Origin of the sequence: Candidatus Amoebophilus asiaticus 5a2 (genome assembly GCF_000020565.1) — a bacterium.
GTDB classification, from domain to species: domain Bacteria; phylum Bacteroidota; class Bacteroidia; order Cytophagales; family Amoebophilaceae; genus Amoebophilus; species Amoebophilus asiaticus.
Window position 1 is genome coordinate 1,616,498 of the sequence record NC_010830.1, and the last position, 24,381, is coordinate 1,640,878.

Genomic DNA, 24,381 nt, shown 5'->3' on the forward strand with positions numbered 1-24,381 from the left:
ACTAAAATATCTACTTAACAACTTATAGAGATACAATTTTAATATATACCTGTATATAAACTCAAACTTACAGCTTACCTTTTTACCTTCTCTTAATTCTGTTAATACTGATAGATCACAATAAATATTTATAAAGCATACCGCATTTTCATTTTTACCAAAACCATATACACTTACATAATACTTCCACATAGCTACAAAATCTCCTGCTTATTTTGTGGTATAAATCCGTTTATTTGTTTTTTCCAGAGCATTTTATATAACCCTTCTTGCTTAATTAACTCATAATGTGTCCCATCTTGTATAATACGGCCTTGGTCAAAGACTAAAATTCGGTCCATATAGGAAAGTGTAGATAGTCGATGGGCAATCGCTATAGTTGTCCTGCCTTGCATTAGATCTTTTAAAGAGTTTTGTATCTTATATTCTGTAATAGAGTCTAGCTGGGATGTTGATTCATCTAAAATTAGGATTTTAGCGTTTTTAAGTATAACGCGTGCAATAGCAATTCTTTGAAGCTGTCCTCCAGATAATTTTATTCCTCTTTCACCTACCAAAGAATTATATTTTTCAGGTAGTTGCAGTATAAATTCATGTGCATAAGCTTTTTTAGCAGCATCTATTATTTCTTCATCCGTAGCATCTAATTTACCATAACTTATATTTTCTTTTATTGTTCGGTAAAACATTGTAGGAGATTGAGGGATAAAACTAATTTGAGAACGAAGGGAGGTTTGTGTAAAATTTTGTATATCATAATCATCCACCTTAATACAGCCAGAAATAACTTCATAAAGCCGCAAGATCAAGCTTATTAATGTAGATTTTCCACTTCCGGAGTAACCTACTAACCCAACCTTTTGTCCTGCATTAATAGTCAAATTTAGATTTTTAAATAAGCTCCCTCCATCTTTGTAATGGAAATAAACTTTTTTAAACTCTATTTTCCCTTGCTTTATTGTTATTTGCTCTGGCCTAACTGTATCCTTAATTTCGATAGGCTGGTCAAAGAACTTTAGCGCTTGTTTCACTACCCCCCAATTAGTAGCAAAATCACGCAAATGATTTGATAATTCATAAAGCTTATCCACTATTCTAAAATTTAATATAAATACTAATGCAATATCGCCAGGAGTGATAAAATTGATAAAACGCAAATAAATAAGCCCTGCCAAAAAGGCTATTGTATAAATTGAAACAAGCCCTCCTTGTATAGCGTAAAATCTCATAAAGAAATTACCCTGTTTTTTTGCCTTATCTACAAAATCTGAGGTAATGGTATGTAGTTTATTTTTTTCATAGTCCTCATGAGCAAAACATCTCACATTTAAAATATTTGTTATAAAATCTGAGATATAGCCCGATATTCTTGCTCTTGATTCTGCATAGTTAGCAGTAAGATGGTTTGCTTTTTGAAGGCTATTATAAGTCCTCCATAAAAAAAGAAAGCTCCAGGCTACCACCCCAAGCCCCAATATTAGATGTATCCTGGCCAATAAAATAAGGCTAACAATCATACTTAGCGCAAAGAGTATAAACTGATACATGATGGTAGATACAATAGTAGGTACCAAGTTTGCAACATCATTCATCTTTGCTGTTATGCTGCCTGTAAGATTATTTTGAAAAAAGCTATATGAAAAGTTGTTAATACGTTCTGTTAAAAGTAGAATAATAAAGGCTCTGAATGGTGGAATGTATTTGATAAGACACCAATCACTGAATGACCATAAGGCAACTATTATTAACTGTAACAATGCATAGATAACACCTATATCAATGATACCTCGGATATTGGAGCTGGCTACAGAATCTATTAATAATTTAATTACATAGGGCCTTAAATTAGCATCTATCGCCGCTATTATTATTACTAAAAGGTTACCTAATATATAGATTCTGTATGGATAAGCAGCTTTAATGATAAATGAAGAAATATTCATGCTTATTTATTGAATGCTTTAAGTTTAATCCTCACAGAATTCAAACAAAATTGGAAGCTAAAATTAAGTGTATACAAATAAGTATCAATATTTCAGCGAATTACTAATATAATGGTATATAGAAAAAAACTTATTTAAGCTTAAATGGCTACTTCAAGTAAATATATTATTCTAAATAAAACTGATAAGAGCTTAAAGCATACAGCATATCTATTTCTTACCAAGGATACCAATGAAGTACTACTTACTAGTAAATTGTTTTTAGTTATCAGGAATAGTTAACCTTTCGACAGTTTACAACATATTAAATATCTTAATCAACCATTAACCGTCCATTTATAATAAATATTATTGGTACATATTCTTGTTCATACCAGATCTAACTTCTAATTTTGAAAGATTGTTTTTAAATCTTTTAAAATAAATTATCTATGGCAGTTACTAGATTAGAGAGAAAGGTAAAAAGAAATAGAATGAATGCTATAAAAAGGCAAAATCGTATTAAGCAACTTTTAAAAAAACCAGTTATCAAGAATGTAGATATAGAAGCTATTAAAGCATCTTTTGCAAATAACACAGTAGTAAGCAATACAAGCTCTACAGAATCCTAATTTAGGATCTTACTGGAAATAAATTCTGTTGTGTAAGGTAGCTTATCTTTGCCTACCACTTATATACAGAGAAAATTATAGGGTATATCATGCATGCAAAAGTTAGAATATTGTATAGAGTTTTCTAGAATATTAACTAGATTATATAAAGACAGTATTCCTAATTTACTATTAGAAAACTATTAAGCATGCTTTATTGCTGTCTCAGACGCTTGTAATAAGAAGCCAACGTTGATATAGTGAACGTTTAAAATATAGCTAAGTTACTTCAATATTTAGCTATAAAGTTGGTAGTAGTAGGGTTGGCTTGTATACATGCTCGGATTTTACATCGGTCAGCAACCTATAATTGAGCTCACATATGCTATACAACAATACAATTAAAGTAATATGTTTTAGCATACTATTCTTTTCCTCATTTTTTTGTATCCATGCAGAAAACCCATCACCTAGCCAGGATATTCAAGCACCAATACCAGTAAATACACAAAAGATAAGATTTGGCCCACAGCAAAGAATAAAATTTGGCCCGCAGCTAGGGACAGGAATTTTTGCTGGCTCCTTAAGGTTAGGTATAGTTGGGGAATATAAATTAGCAGAATGGTTAAGTATAAAAGCAGGTATATTATATTTTCGTAATCAGTATTTTCTCAAAGGAACTTTTCCTAATAGCACTGAAACCCTGGCTTTAGTATTACCTCAGCATATTACAGCACCACTTGTCTTAAGAGGCTATCTTAAGACAGATAAAAAGATGAGTTTCTTTGCCGGCGTTCATATGGGTTATTTAATAGGTGGATTTTTAGAATGGCATAAAACTATGCTGACTCGTAAATACATAGCTTCTCTCCATTTAAATGATGAACGATTAGCAGCAAAAAAGTTAGGATATGCATTCTTACTAGGTAGTGATTATGAATTCAATTATGGCATAACAGTAGGTTTAACATTCATATATGAGCTTACTAAAGTTATAGCAACAGACAGAGCTAGCTTGAATTGGACCCTAGCACCTACCTTAAACTATAATTTAGGTTTGTTTTTGAGACAGATCTCCTCCCCTACTAATCCTACCAGCTCTACTAACCATTTTTATGACTTAGAGGAGCATGCGTAAAAGCTAATAGCATTTAGACATTAGACTTCTTGCATAACCTCAAAAATCTTTGCATAAAAACTCATTCTATGTAACTGTAAATAGGGTTATGCAAGAGGTCTATTGTATACAAAAGAAATTTCTTAAATTTGTAGCTAAATGCTAGAATAGCCACCTCTATATAAAAACAAAGCTTTTAACCGATAAGAAAATCAATCTGTTTTATCTTATTACTTTGCTCTTTTTTCACTATTAAAGCTCAGAGTTTACAACCTAGCGAACCTTCCATAAGCCGCCAATTTGATAAAGAAAGGTTTAAATTCGGATTGCAAGGTGGGCTAGGGATACTCTCTTTTATAACACTTGGAACTGCCATATTTTCCTCTAGAGGGGGTGTATTTGGAGAATATAAAATTGCGAAGTCGGTAGGGATACAAACTGGCTTGGTGTGCTATTATAATTGGTATCACTTAGGGTATACAGACAAAACACAAACTCCGCACCTCTATGTTAGACCTATATACTTTATGGCACCTATTATACTAAGATATTATCTAGGACAAAATTGCCTTTTGGTTGGGTTACAGATTGGTTATTTAGTTGCAGGAAGTGCTGTTCCCCATAGATGTTGTTCTAATCATGAAGAAAAAGCACCTCCTATACCACTTACGTCTCAAAAGCTACCGGTGAATAAACTGGGCCTTTCACTAATAATAGGCTATGATTATGAATTTAACTATGGGCTGATTATAGGCTTAAGTTATATTGAAGAATTTATACCTGTTATTAACTCACGGACTATGGGTTGGGAATGGTGTTTACAACCTACTATAGGTTACAATTTTGCAAAGCTCTTAAAATAAGAAGACTTTTCTCAAAAAAATTAGATAATATTCTAAAAGAGCAAAGGTGACTTTGCATAATAAGTAAGAACACTGGATTTTGGGAACCTGCTAAGTAGAATTTCATGCTTTTTACTTTTATGTACTGCATATTTAAGCTATCAATATTATATTCTCTTACTTTATTATACTGCTTATTATACATTTTTTATACCAACAACAACTAATTTATTGTCTTAGTTATATATAAAGCCCTAACTTTGTGATTTGTGTCCAACTAAAAGTACTACGTCCCAGACAACAGGTTATGGCTTTTTCAATCAGCAACATATTTAGCGTACCCATTCTGATTTTCCTTTTAGGAATTTTTGCTTCTTATATCCATTCTGATCTCGAAGTACCTCGACCCATAAGTAAATTCATTACCTTATATCTACTATTTTGTATTGGCTTTAGTGGCGGTGTAGAATTAGCACATAGTATATGGCATGCAGAAACATTCATAACAATAGGCATAGCACTTTTTATGTCCATTGTAACACCTATTTATGTATTTCTAATCGCCAGAAGAAAATTTGAGCTACCTACAGCAGGAGCTATAGCTGCTAGCTATGGGTCTGTTAGTGTAGTAAATTTTATTACAGCTAGCACTTACCTAGCTGACTGCCATATAAGTTATGGAGGGCATATGGTAGCTCTTATGGCATTAATGGAATGCCCAGCTATTATCATAGGCATGTTACTTATACGAAATTATAATCAACCTAATGATAGCTATCCATATAACCACACATTAAAAGAAGTATTTAAAAGTGGGTCTATTATTATTCTCCTAGGTAGTTTACTGATAGGCTTTTTTAGTAGCCCTGCAGAAATTAAAGCTTTATCCCCCTTTATAACAGGCATACAAAAAGGAATGCTTGTTTTCTTTTTATTAGATATGGGGTTATTAGTGGGGAAGAATATAAGTAAATTAAAGAAAGTTGGCAAATTAATGTTTATAGTGGGTATATTTATACCACTTATTAATGCAACCATAGGTGTCTTATTAACCTATTGGTTTCATATTAACTTGGGAGATAGTTTTCTGTTAATTGTTCTATTAGCGAGCGCCTCTTATATAGCTGTACCAGCAGCCTTTAGGATTGCTGTTCCTGAAGCAGACGCCAGCATATATTTGACTACCCCACTGGCTATTACTTTCCCTTTCAATGTACTTATTGGTATTCCTCTTTATTATTATATATTAAACTACATAGCTTCACTGTAACAATTTCTAGCTGATCTTTTTAAAGAATCATCTTGTCTAGTTATCGCTTCTTGGATTAAATTAGTTAGTTCATCAAGATACTAGAACTGCTGCGAAAAAGGTTGACAAAGAAGATAAAAAGGGCTAAGATGTAATTCTTGTTATATAAAAGGAATAAGTATGCATTTAACCTACGCGAGGATAAGCAAACATCCCTATAACTTTAGAAGAATAACTGGCTTGAGACTAGAAACCTTTGAGCAATTAGTTTTAAAAGTAAGGCCTCTCTTTGAAGAGCTAGAATAGAGCAAGCTGCGCCATGGTAGGATGAGTCATTTACCTACCTTGGAAGATAAATTGCTCTGTGTACTCATGTATTATCGCACTTATATCTCACATGTGTTTTTAGGCTATTTGTTTAATCTGCATAATTCTAACATATGCCGCTTGCTCGCGAAAAATGGAGCCATTACTAGCTAAGAAGATTAGCATTAAAAAAGATCGCAGCTTAACCTCAGATAAGGTATTGCGCATATTAGCAGATGTGAGCGAGCAGCCTACGCAAAGACCTACTAAGAAGCAAAAGAAATCATATTCAGGAAAGAAAAAGAGACATACTATAAAAACAGAGATAGTGATAGGAGAAGATGGAAAGATACTCTCTGTATCCAAATCCCATAAAGGAAGAGTGCATGACTTTAAAATCCGTAAAGGAGAAAAACTCTTACCTAAAGAAAGCTTAAAGCTAGCAGATAGTGATTTCTATGATAAAAGCAACCTTTAAAAAATTATCAGTTTACTTTTATCCATAACCTCCTTAAGCTACTTGTTTATACTCATGCATTTTTCCATCTCTAACACAAGCAAACACCTTAAGTAGTATTTTATTTCTTATAGCATTAATAACACTCATCTTATTTTTTCCTTGTTTTACTTTTTTCTCATAATACTCCTTCATTTCAACATTATTTCTAATTGAGCTTAAGGCACACATCCTATGTTTGTATAAATGTTGAGTAAGGAAAATCTAAAGAGTAAATTGATTGCAGAAGAAAAGGGTAAAGAGTAAAAATTAAGGCACACATTAGCTCATAAAGGCTGTTGCATATGCTAATTTCTTTACCCAACTGCAAAGACCTTGGACAGTTCATTAGGCCACTGAGCCTGCATGTAGGATTGATAAGGCTTGTGCAGTTCCTTCTACCTTTTTAGGGTTAGTAGTAAAATTATATAAAATAATATAGCTATGCAAAGTTCAATAAACTATATAGGGATAGACATTTCTAAACCCTTCTTTGATGTTGCTTTACCCAATGGCCAAGCATATACTTACTATAAGTTTGATACTAGTCAAGATGGGTTTGAAGCTTTATTAAAAGTGCTTCCTCAAAACAGTGTGGTAGTCATGGAAGCCTCTGGACCATACTATATGAAGTTAGCAGCTTATCTCACCCAGCAAGGGATAGGAGTGAGTGTTGTTAACCCACTGGTGATCCGCAGGTTTTGTCAGATGCGTATGTCAAGGGCAAAAACAGATAAAAAGGATGCAAAAATGATTGCCGAATATGGTCAGATGGAAAAACCAGCCCTCTGGCAGCCACCGCAGAAATATGTTGTAGCCTTACAGCAGATGCAAGCTTTACTGGACAATCTACATAAAGAACATACAGCACTCAGTAACCAGCATGAAGGTTTTAGCAGCAGTGGTATGCTAGGTACAAAGCTAGAACAAATCATTGAACAAGAGCTCAAACATAAGCAAGAGCTCATTGATAAGCTTACTAAACAGATGGAAGAGCTGGCCAAAAAGCATTATGGTTCTATGTTGGCTGATTTAGAAACCATACCAGGATTAGGCAGAAAGACATCTATCCTGTTAATAGTACTGAGCGGAGGATTTAACCGCTTTAGTAATTATAGAAAACTAAGTTCTTATATAGGATTGAGCCCCCGGATATTTGAATCTGGAACAAGCGTAAAAGGCAAAGCAAGGATAACTAAGATGGGTATGTCTCGGATAAGAGCGATGTTATATGTCTGTGCATGGAGTGCTAAACGTTACAACAAAGCATGTAGGGAGCTTTAACAACGGTTGCTTGCCAAAGGGAAAGCTAAAAAACAGGCGTTGATAGCTGTCGTTAACAAGCTCCTTAAACAGGCTTTTGCTATTGTAACAAATCAAACAGTCTACGATGAAAATTATGTGAGCAAACCTTGCTTTTGAACACAGTTCATGTGTAAGGAAGTTTTTAAAGTTTTATTGGCCATCGGATGTACTTTAGTTCTTCCTCTAATGCTACTTCCTGAACTATATTCGAAAGGAGCTACTCCAGCATAACAAGCTAATTGTTTAGCATTATCAAATCGCTTAAAATTATGAGTATAAATCATCAGATGAATAGCTGTTACAAAGCCTACTCCAGGTACAGAACGTATGATCTGATACTTGTTTTCTAATTCCTTTTGTTGCTGAATAATCTGTTTTATCTTATCCTCTATTGCTCTTATTTCTTTCTCCAGGCTAGCTAAAGTTTGTTTAGAGGATTCTTCTAACATAGTTGCATTTTTTTTCAACCCAGTCTCTCTAAGTTCTTTAATAGGTGCTAGCAAGGCTACTCTAGCTTGGATTAAACGTTCTCTAAGAGCAGATAAATCATCTATTTGTTGCAAAGACTCATCTTTAGTTGAGAATTGGCGAGCTTTATCTTGATTCCTAAAAGCGTAAAAACAAATTCTTTGAGCATCTATTTGATCACTTTTACCTCTTTGTACTCCATTGCTCCATTTAATGGAAGTAGCGTTTTCTACCCATATGAAAGCTTGGTGGCTTTGAAGAAAACTTACCAAAGACCGATGGTAGATTCCGGTGTTTTCTAGGCATACAAGGATTTGTTCAATTGGAGCCTTATGTTTTTTAAGCCAAGCTATCAAAGCTTGATAACCTTTTAAGTTATTAGTAAACTTATGGGATACAATAGAATCGTTGGCTTTATTTTGGCTCAATGCTACATCAATCGTTTTTTTAGATATATCTATGCCAAGAATGTGGGTATATTGCATATAATTTACTAGTATTAAATGGTTTAACATGTATTAGCTAACACAATGCATGTTATTATTCAAACCCGTGATAATAAGCTTTAAGGCCTCAATTTCTATATGAATTTTAACCTGTAACTAACACAAGGGGGATTGTATCACAATATAGGCTTCAAAGCCTCGCTATCAAGTTAAAGTGCCCCCTTGTAGTGTGTTAGTTTTATTTATTTCAAAAATTATCTATCCATTCAAAAGTCTAACTTATGAGTATCTTCCAAGCTTTGCTCATGTGGACAACTTATAATTATAACAATTGATTTATATTATATCTATTATTATAGTGTTGTTATTTAAAGACTAAGACTAAGGTTTATATTAGCTATTAATTTACACTACAAGTCTAACGGGCTATCAAGGCTGGCAAAAACTACAGAGCAATGTCATGATTCCCTACAAAAAGAGCCGTAAGCGGCCATTAACCAAAGAGCAGAAAGAACATAACAGAAAGCTATCCTCCATACGTATGAAGGTGGAGCATAAGATAAGAGAGATCAAGGTGTTTAAGATTATGTCAGAAGTTTACCGTAACTTTGAGAACAAATATAACCTGCGCTTTAATATTATAGCGGGTATGATAAACTTCAAGCATGCTTTTTAAGAGTTGCATACTTAAGAACAAGCCCCTCATGCTATATTTAGCTAGTTTCCTGCATCATTTTATCTCTTTCGCAGCAGCTCTACTTGTTTAGTCCCTTAGTAAAGGTATTAATATTTTGGTGAAAAAGGTGAGGATTTTTTGCCATTGTTCCTCTATCAATTGCCAAGGAGTTTTGCCCTTGAGTGCCTTAAGCCTACGAGCAAAATTATAAGCTAACAAGAAGTCATTTAAGTGCCGCTCTAACTGCTGATGGCTACTATAATAATAGCTTTGCACAGTAGCCTCTTTGATTGTTCTGTTCATGCGCTCTACCTGGCCATTGGTCCATGGATGGGCCAGCTGCGTTCTTCTGTGAACGATGCCTTCTTGCTCACAAATGCGGTCAAACATATGCTCGAGCGCTAATTCTCCTTCTTTCCTGTTTGTAAATTGTACACCATTATCAGTAAGTATTTTATGTATCTTATAAGGAACAAAAGCTATCAGGTCTTCAAGAAAGCCTACGGCTGCTGACATGGAAGCAAATGCATATAAGCGGGCATAACAAGACTTACTAGTCCTATCTATTGCCACAAACAAATACAGTTTACCCTGGGCGGTCTGAACTTCTGCTATATCTATATGGAAGTAGCCGATAGGATAAGTTTTAAACTGCTTCTTAGCTGCTTTGTTGTTAAGCTTCACTTTCTCTAGCTTAGGGCAGCCGTGTCGCTGAAAGCAGCGATGCAAAGTAGAACGCGATAAGTGAGGTATGGTTTCTTGTAGAGTGTATAGACAATCATCTAAAGGCAATTGAGTCAGCTTTCTAAAAGCAATAACAACCTTCTCTTCTTGCTCAGTTAACACCTTAGAACGCTTTACTTTAGGCCCCATAGGTACATCTTGGCAAGAAGTCCTATTTTTCCATTTAGCTATTGTCTTACGATTAACTCCAAAACGCCTAGCAAGGGAAGCTATACTCTCTTTTGATAACTGTATTTCTCTACGAGTTTTCTCTGTTGTCCTGGCGCATTTATGTAGTAGTTGTCCCATAATTTTTTTACTTGGTTTTTATCACTAATAACAGTCTTGCTAATATAACCATAATTGTTGGGGACCAAACATCTACTTTTGCGCTTCTAGATAACCTTCTGCCTCAGCTTGCCAAAACCACTTAAAAGCTATTTTATAATCTTGTTTTACACCTATCCTTGATAATACATCATACCAATGTAAAAAGACCATAAGGGTCTCGCTGGCTTGCAGATTTTTTAAAAAAATAAATTACTCTTATAGAATCAACTTCTATTCCTTTGCCATCTCTACACATGATTCCTAATCCATTTTATGCACAGGCATATCCTTGCAAGGCAGACTTTTTAAGCCACTCCAAAGCCTTTCTGACCATCTTTTGCTACGCCTTTACCCTCGTAGTATAGCCAAGCAAGATTATATTGTTCATATTCACATCCTTGCAATGCAGATTTGCTAAACCAGTTAAACGTTTTTGCGTAATCCTGTATTACTAATTTTTCATCCCTGTACAGATTCCTAGCTCATTTTGTGCACAGGCATGAGCTTGCAAGGCAGCTTTCTTAAACAAATCAAATGCTTTTTGGTACACCATCTCCATAATAATAAGCCTGTCCTAGTCTATATAAAGACTTTGCATTATCCTTATTTATTACAGTCTGATTATCTTTTTCTACAGCAATACTGTTATGTGATTTATCTGCAGCTATAACGCTATTATAATACGTAACAGAAGTTATGCTAAATAAAAATGTAGTTAATACCCGAATTTTATTGATTTCTAGAAGCATATAAAGAAAATTAAAATGATGATAACGCTTCCTCGCTTTACCTATAGCTAGCTAATATACCAAAGGCCATACACTCTAACTTAGCTACCAAATTATTACATTTATTTTATAAATCCTTGAGGTACTTTTTCAGCAAGAATATATAGTTTATTGTTTGTAATAATTAAGGTTAATACAATATTGAGGAGTTAATTTAGGCTTATACTGGTTATAGAAGAATAGATACGCTGCCAAAGGATGTTAGCCAAAAAACATAGCTAGGAAGCAGATTATTCATCATTTTGCATCGTGCACAATAGATAAACTGTACATATTGATTATCTCATGGATACTCTTTAATAACAGTAACTTTTTAACAAAGCATGGAGATTAAATAGCCAAAGTTATTATGCACGCTAGTTATGAGAAAATGCAAGGCAAGCTATCTTAGTTTATAATTTATTTAAGTATAACCATAATAGCATGTAAACATCTGTTACTTACTTATAAATCTAATCTCCAAATCTTTGGCCTCCCTTAGGCATTATATAAATATCATTATAAGTAGGTAGGTACGGTTGCTTTCTTAATGCTTGCAACATTCGATTAAAATCTTGATAATCATTAACAACAAAAAACATATGTAGTCTATCAATCTCATTTTTGTAGCAATAGGCACCACGTTTAGGTAGCTTTTCTAACTTTGCTTTTGGTATACCCTTGAGGTATGGATTAGTATCAATAAATTGGGTAATACTTTCTGCTTCTTCTGGAGTTAATATAAAAATTACAGGTGCATTATGATCATACCCCCTACTTTTTATATCTTTTTCTATCTCTTCTTTATCATCTATCAAAGAACAAAAAACAGTACTTATTGGGAAATTATTAGCTAAAACACTAATGGTTTCTTCAGGGGAAAAATGTTTCACTAACATGACACTTCTAACTAATACTGCTTGAAGGTCTCGCTTAGCATCAGGAAACCTCTCAGAGGCTGTCTAAAAAGCCAAAATGGAGTCATAAAAGCCGCTTAAGCATGATTCTAATCATAACAATTTTAATATGTGTTTCAGAAGACTTGGGATTATGCTCGTAATCTTTAGAGAGCCTCCTAGAAAAACTCAGCCAAGCAAATGTACGCTCGACTATCCATCGCTTTTTTAGAATATGAAACCCATTTGAGAGCCGTTGTACAACTTCTAAAGTATAACCTAGCACCCCATAAGCCCACATTATACATCCTTTCTGGTATCCTCCATCTACCCATATGTGTTTAATAGAAGGGAATGTATTAAAAAGGCGAATAAGCAAAAGATGACATCCTCTTGAGTCTGATAAGTGAGCTGAATGTACTACCACACAAAGTATAAGCCCCAGCGTATCAACAATAATATGCTGCTTACGGCCTTTTACTTTTTTTGCTGCATCATAGCCTCTCGACCCCCTTTTTGTGCTGTTTTAACCGAGCGGCTATCCATAATGGCAGCGCTAGGTATGGCTTGTTTGCCCAACTTTTCTCGTACTTGATCTCGAAGTGTATCATGGACTAAGTCCCATTTACCATTTCTTCGCCAGCGATAATACAAGTCATAAACACTTTTTCAGGGTGGAAAATGGGCAGGTAGCATGCGCCATTGACAGCCTGTTTTTTCTAAATAGAAAATAGCATCTAATACTTCTCTTATAGTGTATTTACGGGGTCGGCAAGGACCTATGTAAGTAACTAATGGTTCTAACACTTCCCATTCCTTATCTGTTAAATCGCTAGTGTATGGCATAGCTGTTAGTTTAAAGTTCACTAACTAATTTTATAAAGTTTTGTCTGCTTTTCCTATCTAAATTACCCTTTTTAGACAGCCTCTAAGAGGTTATCTAAGCTACATAGTGGGTTAGTAGGTAAGCATGTAAAAACTACCTGTATTATACAATCTTACATGCCTATTTTTTTAGTGACTCTGTTCTTGTACTATCTTTTCATTTTCAATACGTTCAAAAAGCAAAGTTGGAGCTGGCAATAAAGTTCCTGGCTTAATAATCTCCATACTACCTGCATTGTCCCAATCTAGATTATCTAATAAAAGCATTTGGCTAAGCTTCTGGCTGGTAAAAGGCAAAAAGGGTGCTCCTAGAATAGCAATATGTGCTGTTAACTGCAAGCTGATATTAAGGATGGTCTGCACCTGTTCTGGCATGGTTTTGATTAAATGCCAAGGTGCTGTATCAGCTAAATACTTATTGCCTGCTCTAGCTAGATCCATCCATTTCTGAATAGCCTCTTTAAATCTATATTTCTCGATGGATTGCCCTATTGAATCGGCTGCTTCTTGCATTTGTATAATGATGGCTTGGTCTGTGTGTATAAGGCTTGTCATTTCAGGAACAATACCTGCATAATACTTCTGAATAAGTACTAAAGTTCTATTGACGAAATTACCTAAGGTAGCTACTAGTTCATTATTATTTTTAGCTTGAAAATCTTGCCAAGTAAAATCACTGTCTTTGGCCTCAGGTGCATTAACACATAGCACATACCGCAACACATCTTGTTGACCTTTAAAATTCTCTAAGTATTCATGCAGCCATACAGCATGGTTACGAGAAGTAGATATCTTTCCTCCTGCTAGGTTCATAAATTCATTGGCAGGGACTTGTTCTGGTAAAATATAGCCCTCATGTGCTTGAAGCATTACTGGGAAAATAATGCAATGAAATACAATATTATCTTTACCCACAAAATGCACTAGCTTGGTGGTTGAATCTTTCCAAAAGGGTTCCCAATTTTGGTTATTTTCAATTGCCCATTCTTTAGTAGCACTGATATAGCCGATAGGTGCATCAAACCACACATATAGCACTTTATGGTAAGCTTCTGGTAACGGCACAGGAACTCCCCAGTCTAAATCACGGGTTACAGCACGAGGCTGTAAACCTTGCTCGAGCCAAGATTTGCATTGTCCATATACATTAGATTTCCAATCTGTATGGGTTTCTAAAATCCAATGTTTAAGCCAGTTCTCATATTTATCTAGTGGAAGATACCAGTGTTTAGTGGCTTTTAATATAGGTGTTTCACCACTTAAGGCAGAACGTGGGTCAATTAATTCTTCTGGACTCAAGGTAGTGCCGCAAACCTCACATTGGTCACCATAGGCATCGGTATAACCACATTTGGGACAAGTACCACGTATATACCGGTCTGCTAAAAATTGATGGCTAGCAGGGTCATAATATTGCTCAGTTTCTTTAGCAATTAAAATTCCTTTATTGTAAAGTGTAGTAAAAAAGTCAGAGGCTGTTTGGTGATGTACTTCAGAAGACGTCCTAGAAAATATATCAAAGCTAATGCCTAAGTCTTGTAAATTCTGCTTATTTAAGTGATGGTATTTATCTACGATCTGCTGAGGGGTAATACCTTCTTGCTGAGCACGAATAGTTATAGGAACGCCATGCTCATCAGAACCACTAATAAAAATTACCTCCTTCTTTTTACTACGTAGATACCGCGCATAGATGTCTGCAGGAATATAAACTCCTGCTAAATGCCCAATATGGATGGGGCCATTGGCATACGGCAGTGCAGCTGTAATGGTATATCGATTAGGGTTTGCCTGCTGGGACATATATTGAAATTAGTACGGTTAAAATAAGTATAATAAAATATTGTTCTCTTTACGCTTGTAAGAGACAGCTCATACTTTACTAGTAAATAATAGCTTATAGTTAGAACATTAGGGGCAAATATATGTTTAAAAACATCAATATGCATATGTTCAAAGAGATGTTTTTATTAAACAGATTACATGCTGTAAGAATAATCTCAACTTCTAACTAATATAGTATACAACGATAGTGATTTTTTACTTTTTACAGATTCTAACTTACCTTATTAGCTTCTTACGACTCAAATAACACCTTATTGGTTTTGCTAGCTTTGTAAACAATAAACAAACTATCATGATATTATCATCTGACATACATCAGGTAATTTTAGCTTAAGTTTGTGTAGTATAATACAACTATATTTTTACTGCAAAGCTTTAAAAACTTACAATCAATATGTCTATTAAGCATTTTTTTAAAATTAATAAGCTAATTTGAGATAAATTACCAGCTCTTCTACATGCCAAGAGCATCGAAGTCTGTACAAGAATGATGGAAGAAGCTGAGTATATATAAAAGCTAAAGGATAAACTATTGGAAGAAGCACAGGAAGTTGTTCGTGCAACCAGTAAAGCTAACCTACAAGAAGAGCTTGCTGACCTGCTAGAAGTAATTCATGCCATATGCTTGGCGCATGAGCTGCCTTACGAAGCAGTAGGAGCTACCAGGCATAACATAAGAAGAAGGCAGAAAAAGGTGGTTTTGAAGCACATATTTATAGTGAACTTGTTGAAATGAGAATAGATAATCCAAGTATTACTTACTACTTAAACAATCCAGACAAATATCCAGAGCTATCTTAAAAAATGGATAAACGATCTACTAGGATTATGATTTTTGGACGTCCAGGAAGCGACAAACCTACTTTTGCACTTACCTTACACCAAGCCACTGGCATACCACTATATCATTTAGATAAATACTTTTATACTATAAACTGGGTCGAGCGTGATTATGCAGAATTTTTAACTATTCAACAATCTCTCATAGATACTAAAAGTTGGATTATTGATGGAATATTGATGGAAACTGACTTAAGTCGCTAGCCATGCGCTATAAGAAAGCTGATTTAGTTCTATATTTTAATTATCCAAGATGGATATGTTATTGGCGGGCATTTAAAAGGCTATTTGTAAAACATAATGCACTCGATGATAGAGCTACTGGCTGTAAAGAAACCATCCGGTTTAGCTTACTTCGCTATATGTGGACTTTTCAAAAGCGAGTACATCGGCAAATTTTCAAACTTCAACAAGAATATCCTTTAGTAAGATTTATTGAGATTAAAGGAGATAGTAATTTAAGAAATCTAGAAAGATAACTTATAAGCTTTTTCCTAAAAAACTTCTTATAAAGAGATACTGTTGTGTACTTATCTATTCTCTATATACCTATAGCCACTTATAGCATTAACCAACCTATAGATTTCATTCTTCTATTTTAGTGGGGTTTATCCTAAAAAAACCATAGGCATATACAAAGCACGATACTCCTTAAATTTGGCATATTTTCCTAACAAATTTAAATTTATACTCTATAGTTGGTATACAAGTACCCTTATGGTTAGCAGCTAGCTAATTCCAGATACATAGGTGCTCCTTTTACCCAGAAACAATAACTTCTATCTCCTACAGAAGTGTAAATGTATACTCCGCTATATCACCAACCATTCTTTAAGATGTATTCCTCTAATAGTGTATACTATGCTAGTAGAACTAAAGTTTGGCTTATTTTTAAAAAATTTCTAAAAATATAAGCTGTAAGAATTTCCAATTAATCCTATTAAAATTTTGCTTCAAAAACTGCTGTACTTCACTCTCGATGGGATTAGCCATTAAATCAATATATCGTATCTGTGTACGATATAAATTCCTACCAACCAGATTTGCACTTTCCATAGGTATGTGTATGTAATTATTGCTTAAATCAATTGTATATACCTGGGTGCCTATTAATGCATCAGAAACATCTACCATATTAAATAATAAACCATTATCTCTTAAATTAAGCACACGCACCTTAGTACCTCGTAACTCCTTTAAAAAATCGATTATTGCACTACTATCCATGCTACTACCTATGCGATTGCTTACTACATGCACTTCTTCTATCTGAGTTCCTTGTAGACTTTTACCTAATGCATGTAGTGTGGACTTCTGCATTGGATTAACAGATTCACAATAAATGATCCTTTTGCATTTCTCTTTGAAAAAAGGATGATATGACAACTGAACAAAGTCCTGCTCTTGAAAATCTAAGCCTTCAAATAGCAAAGTATCCTTTCTGTTAGTTTTTAATGCTCGCTTTATTGAACTTATAAGGATCTGGCCATGAGGGGCTTTACTTATAATTAAATTGCTAATGTTGTTTGTTATAAGTCTATTCCGTTCTTGCAGCAAAGCACTATGTAAAGTTTTGCTTTTTAGAGAACGCTGCCTTGTTGTTAGAATTAATGTGTTGGTTGGAGCATGCTGAACCAATACTTTATCTACATGCTTGTCATTAGAGACTAGGTATCCCTCCTTTTGCCCTTGGTGTTCTGACAAGATATTAATAGCTTCTTTCGACTCTTGTGTTACTTCCTTATGCTGTGTATCTCCTATAATTACTTCTTGTGCTGAGTGGGTTTTCTCATCATGCGGACACTGTATTGATATATTAATTTCACCCTTGGTAGTAGCTACCTGGTTAATATCAGTAACACAACTTTGCAAAAAGTAAAAGCTTAACAGTATAAAATATGCTGTTATATGTCGATTTATATAATTGAACTGTTTCATTATCAATCTGATCCGCTAGCAATATATAAGGCATAAAATAAAAAATTCCTATTTTAAATAAATTAGAGCCGCTGTGAATCGCTTAAAATAAAGATAGAATAGTAAAAAGTTATAGCTGCTTGGGTGTCTTTAGCTGTGTTGCCTGTTAAAAAGCATGCTTGAAGTTCACTAGACCAGCTATAATATTAAAGCAAAGGTTATATTTCTTCTCAAAGTTACGGTAAACCTTTGACATAATTTTAAATATTTTTATCTTCCCTATCTTATGCTCGACCTTCATACGTATGGAAGCTAACTTCCTATTATGTTCTTTTTGCTCTTTGCTTAAGGGACGCTTACGGCTCTTTTTGTAGGGTATCATTACATTACTCTGTAGCTTTTGCCAGCCTTGATAACCACTCTCTGCTAGCTTAATGCTTTCTTTAGGTAAGAGTTTTTCTCCTTTATGAATTTTAAAGTCATGCACTCTCCCTTTATGTGATTTGTAGAAAGAAAGTATTTTCCCATCTTCTCTAATGACTATCTCTGTTTTTATGGTATGTCCCTTTCTTGCCTGAATAAGATTTCTTTTGCTTTTTACTAGGTCTCTGCGTAGGCTGTTCACTCACATCCGCTAATATGCGTAATACCTTTTCTGCCGTTAAGCTGCGATCTTTTTTAATGCTAATTTTCTTAGCTAGTAATGGTTCCATTTTTCTTAGCAAGCGACATATGTTAGAATTATGCAAATTAAACAAATAGCCTAAAAATACATGGCTAATATAAGTGCGATAATACATTAGAACACAAAGTAACTTATCTTCGAGCACAGGTAGATGGCTCCGACGTCCATGACATAGCTTGGCAGCTTCTAGCTGGACAAAGGATGGTCGTAACTTTGTGACCAATTGATCAAAGGCTTCAATACTTAGACCGTTTATTCTTAAAAAACTACGGGGAGGTTTGCTTAGTTTCTCATATGTTAAATGCATATAACTTCCTTATCTTTGGTTAGGCATACATCTTACCTGTTTTTTCCTTCTTTTGCAACCCTTTGCAGCGGCTCTATTATATTTCAGTATGGTTACTAAGAGTTAATTTACCCTATAGACGAAGATACTTAAAGGGACTTATTTAAAGAGGCTGTTTGGACACAATTGTTATGCTAGAATCATTTACAAAAAACTAGAGTATGCTTTAAAAAAAAACGGTCATTTTATTTAAAACGGTTTTTAATTTTTTCTTAATTGTACTTAAGCCACTACTCTACCTATAAAATAAGCTTGCTTGGGCACAATTGTTATACTAGTTGCATTTTATACAAGTTCCTATAAACCACCATTTTACCTATAGAAATAACGATTGTACTTTATCTAAAGTTTTATAAATAATGTTTAACGTTAGTGTTTTAAATTAAGTAGGCATAAACAGCTTTTATATTAAAAATTTGGGTTTGCTAATTTTAAAATAGCTACTAAATTAGCGAGCAAAAACATATATGGAATGTAAAGGATGTAAATCGAATAAAACCATCAATAATGGTAAAGTACGAGGCAAGCAAAGATACAACTGCAAAAGCTGTGGGTTTAACTTTGTTGAAGTAGATGAGCGTAGGGGAAAGAATATAGATAAACAAAGAATGGCTATCCACTTATATTTAGAGAACATGGGTTTTAGAGCTATTGGCAGGGTATTGGGAGTGAGTAATCTAGCAGTTTTGAAATGGATAAGGGCAGCTGGAGAATGGATACAAGCTTACCATAATCAAAACAAGCCTAAAAGAAGGCAAGCAGTGGAAGTAATAGAAATGGATGAAATGTGGCATTATGTAGGATCAAAAAAAAAGAAACTATGGATATGGTTTGCATTGGAGCGATCAGGGGGAAGTATACTTGACTTTGTCACGGGCAGCCGAGAAGCAAGCACAGGAAAAAGGCTTTGGATTAAAATAAAAGATATAGCTTGCCGATCATTTTATGCGACGGACCATTGGCCAGCGTATACACAGTTTATAAATGCTCATAAGCATAAGGTATCCAAAAAGCAGACAACACATATAGAATCACATAATGCTAATGTTAGGCATTATTTAGCAAGGTTTCGTAGAAAAACCAAGTGTTATTCAAAATCAGAAAGGCTGGTAGAGTTATCTTTATACTTATTGATATATAAAGATTTTATCTTGTCTATATTTTAGTTAGCAATCCCGCAAGAAAAGCTGCTATAAATAAGTCTGGGCCACCTGTTAGTAGGACCATAAGCAACAGTACTCATATCAGCAAGACCGATAAAGATTCAAGTCTGGCAAAAAAGGAAGGTAGTCCTCGGGAGTTAAAATATAAAGTTCACAACTCAATCGATGCATTAAGTAGAGTCATAATTGATACGCATGTTATAAGCGGTAAAACACATGATTCTCAAGTGTATATAGAGAGGCTAAATCACATCAGAGAAAAGTATACTCTAACTATAAAAGAAGCTATTGCGGATAGAGCTTACGGTTCAAAAGAAATAATAGAGGCGCTACAAAGACAGGGTATTGTGACCTATATCCCACTTTTTAGTACTAAAAGTGGCAAGGCCATACAGGATGCTTATAAAGCTGGGTTTGCCTATGAAAAAGAACAGGATCGATTTGTATGTCCTGAAGGCCGATATTTAAATCCTTATGAATCTATAGACATAGGCAATGAGCGTAAATATTACCGCTCAAAATCATCAGATTGTGCTAGATGTGTGCAAAAAGAAGGTTGTAGTGCTTTATCTAGGGGAAAAAGTAGAAACACCAAATATCTTATTCGAAACCTACATCAGGAGTTATTTGATAAGACTTTAGAGGCTATGTAGAAGCCGGCATTCATTAGTAAGCTTAAAGAAAGGATGTGGAAAATAGAAGGCATATTTGCCGAAGCTAAGCAGTTACATGGCCTAAGTAAAGCACGCTACAGAGGAGTTGAAAAAGTACAAATACAAGCATACATGGTTGCTAGTGTACAAAATGTTAAAAGATTAATCAAGCATCTTTTTTATGACTTTCTTCGTTTTCTTAACATGCTTAATAAAATATTTTTAACAAATACTTTTTCAACAGCCCGTATCGTTTGTGTTACACTATTTTTTCTACCCGAAATATATTAAAATAGTGTCACTTTAGCCGTCATTTATTCTATGTAAATTAAAGGGCAACTTAATATATTATGGGCATAACAAGAAAGGCATCCTAACACTTAATCAGTATATAAACTTACAAATCATGATAGACTACAGGATATTATTGAAGAGATAGGCATGCGCCCGCTGGTCCTATCTATAAGCAAAAAAATAGAGTTCTTCTGAAACCTATCAACTTGCCTTCACTTAAGTAGGGTTATATATAGCTTTTATAGGGTTTCAGAAGATTTCTATGGTAAAATCAAGTATTTTATAACTTTTTTATTACTGTGTTTTTATATCTTTACCTTAAGACGCTTGCTTAACGATGTACATCCGTTTTTCTCTAACACAAGCAAATATCCTTTGAAGTAATTTATTACGTATTGCGTTGATAACGCTCATCTTATTTTTTCCTTCCTCTGTTTTGTGCTTATAATATAGACTCATTTCTGATCTATGCCTCAGTGAGCTTACAGCACACAGATGTAAAGCCTTTTTTAACTTTTTATTAGCCATATGATTTACTTTTGTTTTTCCTCTGACACTTGTCCCTGATCGGTATTCAAAAGGGGCTATCCCACAATAACTTGCTAACTGTTTAGCATCATCAAATCGTTTAAAGTTATTGGTGGCTACTAACAGGTACAATGCTGTAATTTTACCTACATTTGGTACTGAACATACCGACCAGTAATTATCATCTATCTCTTTGTGTTGAGCAATTATATTTTCTAGCCCTTTTTCTATAGCTTCTATGTCTTTATCTATTCCAGACAATGTTTTCTTACAACTTTTTTCTACATTTTTTGACTCTGCTTCTAAGCCAACTTGTTTTAGCTCTTTAATAGGGACTAATAGCATTTTCCTTACTTCTACTAAGCGTTCTCTAGTAGCCAATAAATCGGCTAAATCTTGTAAAGAGTTATCTTTGGGTGAGTAGGCTTGGGCTTTATCTTGATTTCTAAAGGCATATAAGCATATTCTTTGTGCATCTATCTGGTCATTTTTACCTCTTTGTAAACCCATACTCCATTTAATCTCTAGTGCATTTTCTACCCAAACAAAAGCTTGCTCACTGAGTAAAAAAGCTGTCAGAGGCCGATGATAAATACCTGTATTTTCTAAACAGATAAGGAGTTGCTCTGTTTTTACTCCTTGGTTTTTGAACCATTTTAATAAGGCTTTATACCCTTTTAAATTGTTACTAAACTTACTGTTAACAATATTAGTATTAGCTTTATTTTGACTGAGTGCTAGGTCAATAGTATCTTTTGATATATCGATTCCAAGAATATAAGTAAATTGCATCTATCTTGAATTTAAAGGTTAAAGTATATACTAACACATTACAGGTAATATTCCATTCCGTGATAATAAGCCTTGAGCTTCAATTTCTATATGAATCTGCCTGTAACAACCATAAGGGGATTAAATCTTACGATAGGCCATAATGCCTCGAGCTCTAACTAAAGCGCCCCTTGTGGTGTGTTAGTTGTAGAGTTATCCACATGTTCGCTATCTCTCATACATGCCAAGCTAACCACATATGATTAACTCTTTTGCTACAACAATAATATTACTTTTTTAAGCTTTTCTTCTTCTTTCTATTACTCTACAAACCTAACGGAACTCTAATAATTAAATCATGTGGAGTCAGTATATTTCTACTGGCCCATTTTTAAGCTTCCTAATTTCTACCTAATTCAACTTAATTTACTATAGATATACTCTAAATATCACCAATATAAACCTGCCCTAATTTTAGCTACTCTCCAAAATACTGCTGATACTCATAGTAATTGTGATTAATAAAGCTACTACTCTTTACTTACTATCTATCCATTCTGTAATGATCAGTACATAATTTTTATCATTAATCATAAGCTCTATATATTCATAATACTCAGGAAAATATTCCTTAAGAGTTGCATATCGCTCTTGATTAAATGCATTGCTTAGTTTTTGCCATGCTATATGTTCTTGATAACCTTCTTGTATAAATTTGATAGCCACAAGTTGGTTATCAGATATTCTTTGAGCCTTAAAGACTATTCCTTCTTCACCATGTATGGGATGGGGGACTAGAAAAACTTTATATTTACTCTTAAGATCGGCATAAGCTTTGCTATAGCGGTAATCCCCAAAATCTTTCATCCAGGTACCTTTAGGAATGATAACAGGATGCACGGCAGCAGGCTTGAAATCAATGATTTTTTTTGTTTCGTCTTGAGCGAATAATACGTTACCTGAATTAGTATCTGTGTCGATATCAAGTTCATTTAACATCTTCATCACAGGGTGATCTTTATGAAATAGTTTAGCGATTTCTATCTCTTTTTGCACTGTACTTTCGTAATAGTTTAGTGATGCATCTGTATAGCTTGTTGATTCACCTTTCTTCATACCTAACTTATTGGCTACTAGATTGCAGCTAGATAGCAACATTATAAGTGGAAGGTAAAGTAGTATATGCTGTGTTTGTAACTTTTTCATGTTATTGTGGTTTATAGATTCTATACATCGAATAAAAATTAGCAAGCTTGCTAAGAGATTGAAATCTAGCTAACAATTTTTAAATGGACAAACCAAGAGAAGAGAGGTTAACTAAGAGTCTGTCTAGAAAGGGTAAAAATAGGAGCTAGAGTAGTTAAAATTTTGTAATATTGGCTAACAAACCAAAAAAAATAGATGAACTACGCTAGTGATTTAACAGATCAAGAATGGTCAATAATAGAGCCCCTTGTCAGGTATCCAGGCCCTTGTAGACCTCGAAAGCATAGCATGCGAGTTATGTTGAATGCCATTTTCTATCTAGAGAAAACAGGTTGCCAATGGAGAATGCTGCCAATACATTTTCCGCCCTGGAAGAGTGTGTATGAGTTGTATTACCGTTGGCGGCTGAGCGGAAAATGGGACCAGATACATGATAGGATCCGTTCCCAAGTAAGGAAAAAAACAGGTAAAGCAGCTACACCCACAGCTGCCATTATTGATAGTCGTTCTGTAAAAACGGCACAAAAAGGGGATCTAGAGGCTACGATGGGGGAAAGAAAATCAAAGGCCGCAAGCATCATATAGTCGTTGATACATTTGGGCTTTTGCTTGCTGTGGCAGTACATTCAGCGCGTATATCAGACTCAAGGGGGTGTCACCTTTTACTCATCCGACTTTTTTGTTCCCCTCTATTAAGAAAATATGGGTAGATGGGGGATACAAAACAGGATGTATCGGGTGGGCACGTGCTATGTTTGGTTATGTGCTAGAAGTAGTAGAACGCTTAGGAGATGGGTTCGCTATAGTTAAAAAGCGATGGATAGTAGAAAGAACATTTGCTTGGCTGAGTTTTTCAAGAAGATTATCCAAGGACTACGAGCATAATCCTAAATCTTCAGAAACGCATATTAAGATTGTTATGATTAGACTGATGCTTAAAAGGCTTGAACCAGCTGTTTTTTAGCTTTCTAGACAGGCTCTAAGTTGTCTCTTCCTAAAAAAGTTACAAGTTGGGCCAGTGGGAGCGAATGTGTAGAAATTTGTGGGTTCGGTTTATTGCTAATAATTTTGTGTCCTAATGAAGTTAAAGTGTC

General features: G+C 34.5%; 16 protein-coding genes and 10 pseudogenes. 13 read left to right on the forward strand and 13 right to left on the reverse strand.

The features are described 5' to 3' along the window. Positions 1–194: 194 nt before the first annotated feature. Positions 195–1,943, reverse strand: a complete 1,749-nt coding sequence (locus AASI_RS06465; protein ID WP_012473336.1) for an ABC transporter ATP-binding protein — start codon at positions 1,941–1,943, stop codon at positions 195–197. Between the two features lie 431 nt (positions 1,944–2,374). Here AASI_RS06465 and AASI_RS06470 point away from each other — a divergent pair, with 431 nt between their 5' ends. The 5 genes and pseudogenes from AASI_RS06470 to AASI_RS08380 all read left to right on the forward strand — a co-directional run. Then, positions 2,375–2,554 carry a hypothetical protein gene (locus tag AASI_RS06470; protein ID WP_012473338.1) on the forward strand — a complete coding sequence of 60 codons (180 nt, stop codon included), beginning with the start codon at positions 2,375–2,377 and terminating at the stop codon, positions 2,552–2,554. 361 nt (positions 2,555–2,915) lie between these two features. Next, positions 2,916–3,671, forward strand: coding sequence for a porin family protein (locus tag AASI_RS06475; RefSeq protein WP_012473339.1), 756 nt, complete (start codon positions 2,916–2,918; stop codon positions 3,669–3,671). Between the two features lie 305 nt (positions 3,672–3,976). After that, positions 3,977–4,513, forward strand: coding sequence for a porin family protein (locus tag AASI_RS06480; RefSeq protein ID WP_012473340.1), 537 nt, complete (start codon positions 3,977–3,979; stop codon positions 4,511–4,513). A gap of 286 nt (positions 4,514–4,799) precedes the next feature. Continuing rightward, the gene (locus AASI_RS06485) at positions 4,800–5,762 is read left to right on the forward strand and encodes a sodium-dependent bicarbonate transport family permease (RefSeq protein ID WP_012473341.1); all 963 of its coding nucleotides are present in this window, start codon (positions 4,800–4,802) and stop codon (positions 5,760–5,762) included. 159 nt (positions 5,763–5,921) lie between these two features. Beyond that, positions 5,922–6,504 (forward strand): annotated as a pseudogene (locus AASI_RS08380) (transposase family protein); the annotation flags it as partial. Between the two features lie 54 nt (positions 6,505–6,558). Here the strand turns inward: AASI_RS08380 and AASI_RS08705 are convergent. After that, positions 6,559–6,735 (reverse strand): annotated as a pseudogene (locus AASI_RS08705) (IS110 family transposase); the annotation flags it as partial. 252 nt (positions 6,736–6,987) lie between these two features. On the opposite strand from AASI_RS08705, the pseudogene AASI_RS06495 reads away from it, so the two are divergent. After that, positions 6,988–7,965: pseudogene (locus tag AASI_RS06495) on the forward strand (IS110 family RNA-guided transposase). 8 nt (positions 7,966–7,973) lie between these two features. Here AASI_RS06495 and AASI_RS06500 read toward each other — a convergent pair. After that, positions 7,974–8,831 (reverse strand): annotated as a pseudogene (locus AASI_RS06500) (IS110-like element ISCaa7 family transposase); the annotation flags it as partial. A gap of 352 nt (positions 8,832–9,183) precedes the next feature. Here AASI_RS06500 and AASI_RS06505 point away from each other — a divergent pair. Next, positions 9,184–9,438, forward strand: a pseudogene (locus tag AASI_RS06505) (transposase family protein); the annotation flags it as partial. A gap of 87 nt (positions 9,439–9,525) precedes the next feature. Here AASI_RS06505 and AASI_RS06510 read toward each other — a convergent pair. From AASI_RS06510 to metG, 6 genes and pseudogenes are all read right to left on the reverse strand, one after another. Further along, positions 9,526–10,470 (reverse strand): IS481 family transposase, encoded by a 945-nt coding sequence (locus AASI_RS06510; protein WP_012473345.1) that lies wholly within the window; start codon positions 10,468–10,470, stop codon positions 9,526–9,528. 326 nt (positions 10,471–10,796) lie between these two features. After that, complete coding sequence (locus AASI_RS09375; protein ID WP_394330105.1) at positions 10,797–10,964, reverse strand: SEL1-like repeat protein; 168 nt, start codon at positions 10,962–10,964, stop codon at positions 10,797–10,799. Positions 10,965–11,021: 57 nt separating this feature from the next. Then, entirely contained in the window at positions 11,022–11,240 is a 219-nt protein-coding gene (locus AASI_RS06515; RefSeq protein WP_012473346.1) for an SEL1-like repeat protein, read from the reverse strand. Positions 11,241–11,731: 491 nt separating this feature from the next. Further along, a complete protein-coding gene (locus AASI_RS06520) occupies positions 11,732–12,157 on the reverse strand; it encodes a hypothetical protein (protein WP_012473347.1) in 426 nt (141 codons plus the stop codon). Between the two features lie 82 nt (positions 12,158–12,239). Next, positions 12,240–13,000, reverse strand: a pseudogene (locus AASI_RS08385) (IS5-like element ISCaa9 family transposase). Between the two features lie 168 nt (positions 13,001–13,168). Beyond that, positions 13,169–14,842 (reverse strand): methionine--tRNA ligase, encoded by a 1,674-nt coding sequence (metG, locus tag AASI_RS06535; protein ID WP_012473348.1) that lies wholly within the window; start codon positions 14,840–14,842, stop codon positions 13,169–13,171. A 571-nt stretch (positions 14,843–15,413) separates the two neighbouring features. Between metG and AASI_RS06540 the strand changes: the two are divergent. The 3 genes and pseudogenes from AASI_RS06540 to AASI_RS09010 form a co-directional block, all read left to right on the forward strand. Continuing rightward, positions 15,414–15,620 (forward strand): annotated as a pseudogene (locus AASI_RS06540) (hypothetical protein); the annotation flags it as partial. A 68-nt stretch (positions 15,621–15,688) separates the two neighbouring features. Beyond that, a complete protein-coding gene (locus AASI_RS09005) occupies positions 15,689–15,928 on the forward strand; it encodes a P-loop NTPase family protein (protein WP_202943300.1) in 240 nt (79 codons plus the stop codon). 2 nt (positions 15,929–15,930) lie between these two features. Beyond that, the gene (locus tag AASI_RS09010; RefSeq protein ID WP_202943301.1) at positions 15,931–16,203 is read left to right on the forward strand and encodes a P-loop NTPase family protein; all 273 of its coding nucleotides are present in this window, start codon (positions 15,931–15,933) and stop codon (positions 16,201–16,203) included. Positions 16,204–16,615: 412 nt separating this feature from the next. Here AASI_RS09010 and AASI_RS06550 read toward each other — a convergent pair whose 3' ends face one another. Together AASI_RS06550 and AASI_RS08390 are read right to left on the reverse strand one after the other, a co-directional pair. Continuing rightward, complete coding sequence (locus AASI_RS06550) at positions 16,616–17,662, reverse strand: leucine-rich repeat domain-containing protein (RefSeq protein ID WP_012473349.1); 1,047 nt, start codon at positions 17,660–17,662, stop codon at positions 16,616–16,618. 145 nt (positions 17,663–17,807) lie between these two features. After that, positions 17,808–18,633: pseudogene (locus AASI_RS08390) on the reverse strand (transposase family protein). Positions 18,634–19,139: 506 nt separating this feature from the next. Here AASI_RS08390 and AASI_RS06565 point away from each other — a divergent pair. Beyond that, on the forward strand, positions 19,140–19,838 hold the full coding sequence (locus AASI_RS06565) for an IS1-like element ISCaa1 family transposase (protein WP_012473350.1): 699 nt from the start codon (positions 19,140–19,142) through the stop codon (positions 19,836–19,838). 11 nt (positions 19,839–19,849) lie between these two features. Then, positions 19,850–20,779: pseudogene (locus tag AASI_RS08395) on the forward strand (transposase); the annotation flags it as partial. A gap of 321 nt (positions 20,780–21,100) precedes the next feature. On the opposite strand, the gene AASI_RS06580 reads toward AASI_RS08395, so the two are convergent. Together AASI_RS06580 and AASI_RS06585 are read right to left on the reverse strand one after the other, a co-directional pair. Continuing rightward, on the reverse strand, positions 21,101–22,102 hold the full coding sequence (locus AASI_RS06580) for an IS110 family RNA-guided transposase (RefSeq protein ID WP_012473351.1): 1,002 nt from the start codon (positions 22,100–22,102) through the stop codon (positions 21,101–21,103). Positions 22,103–22,618: 516 nt separating this feature from the next. After that, positions 22,619–23,287, reverse strand: coding sequence for a hypothetical protein (locus tag AASI_RS06585; protein WP_012473352.1), 669 nt, complete (start codon positions 23,285–23,287; stop codon positions 22,619–22,621). Positions 23,288–23,482: 195 nt separating this feature from the next. Between AASI_RS06585 and AASI_RS07745 the strand changes: the two are divergent. Further along, positions 23,483–24,251: pseudogene (locus tag AASI_RS07745) on the forward strand (IS5 family transposase). Positions 24,252–24,381: the final 130 nt, after the last annotated feature.

What these genes read in the sequence shown, in the direction of transcription:
- AASI_RS06465 (WP_012473336.1), bottom strand. Translation starts at nt 1,943, where the DNA reads ATGAATATTTCTTCATTTATCATTAAAGCTGCTTATCCATACAGAATC.
- AASI_RS06470 (WP_012473338.1), top strand. Translation starts at nt 2,375, where the DNA reads ATGGCAGTTACTAGATTAGAGAGAAAGGTAAAAAGAAATAGAATGAAT.
- AASI_RS06475 (WP_012473339.1), top strand. Translation starts at nt 2,916, where the DNA reads ATGCTATACAACAATACAATTAAAGTAATATGTTTTAGCATACTATTC.
- AASI_RS06485 (WP_012473341.1), top strand. Translation starts at nt 4,800, where the DNA reads ATGGCTTTTTCAATCAGCAACATATTTAGCGTACCCATTCTGATTTTC.
- AASI_RS06510 (WP_012473345.1), bottom strand. Translation starts at nt 10,470, where the DNA reads ATGGGACAACTACTACATAAATGCGCCAGGACAACAGAGAAAACTCGT.
- AASI_RS06515 (WP_012473346.1), bottom strand. Translation starts at nt 11,240, where the DNA reads ATGCTTCTAGAAATCAATAAAATTCGGGTATTAACTACATTTTTATTT.
- AASI_RS06520 (WP_012473347.1), bottom strand. Translation starts at nt 12,157, where the DNA reads ATGTTAGTGAAACATTTTTCCCCTGAAGAAACCATTAGTGTTTTAGCT.
- metG (WP_012473348.1), bottom strand. Translation starts at nt 14,842, where the DNA reads ATGTCCCAGCAGGCAAACCCTAATCGATATACCATTACAGCTGCACTG.
- AASI_RS09005 (WP_202943300.1), top strand. Translation starts at nt 15,689, where the DNA reads ATGGATAAACGATCTACTAGGATTATGATTTTTGGACGTCCAGGAAGC.
- AASI_RS09010 (WP_202943301.1), top strand. Translation starts at nt 15,931, where the DNA reads ATGCGCTATAAGAAAGCTGATTTAGTTCTATATTTTAATTATCCAAGA.
- AASI_RS06550 (WP_012473349.1), bottom strand. Translation starts at nt 17,662, where the DNA reads ATGAAACAGTTCAATTATATAAATCGACATATAACAGCATATTTTATA.
- AASI_RS06565 (WP_012473350.1), top strand. Translation starts at nt 19,140, where the DNA reads ATGGAATGTAAAGGATGTAAATCGAATAAAACCATCAATAATGGTAAA.
- AASI_RS06580 (WP_012473351.1), bottom strand. Translation starts at nt 22,102, where the DNA reads ATGCAATTTACTTATATTCTTGGAATCGATATATCAAAAGATACTATT.
- AASI_RS06585 (WP_012473352.1), bottom strand. Translation starts at nt 23,287, where the DNA reads ATGAAAAAGTTACAAACACAGCATATACTACTTTACCTTCCACTTATA.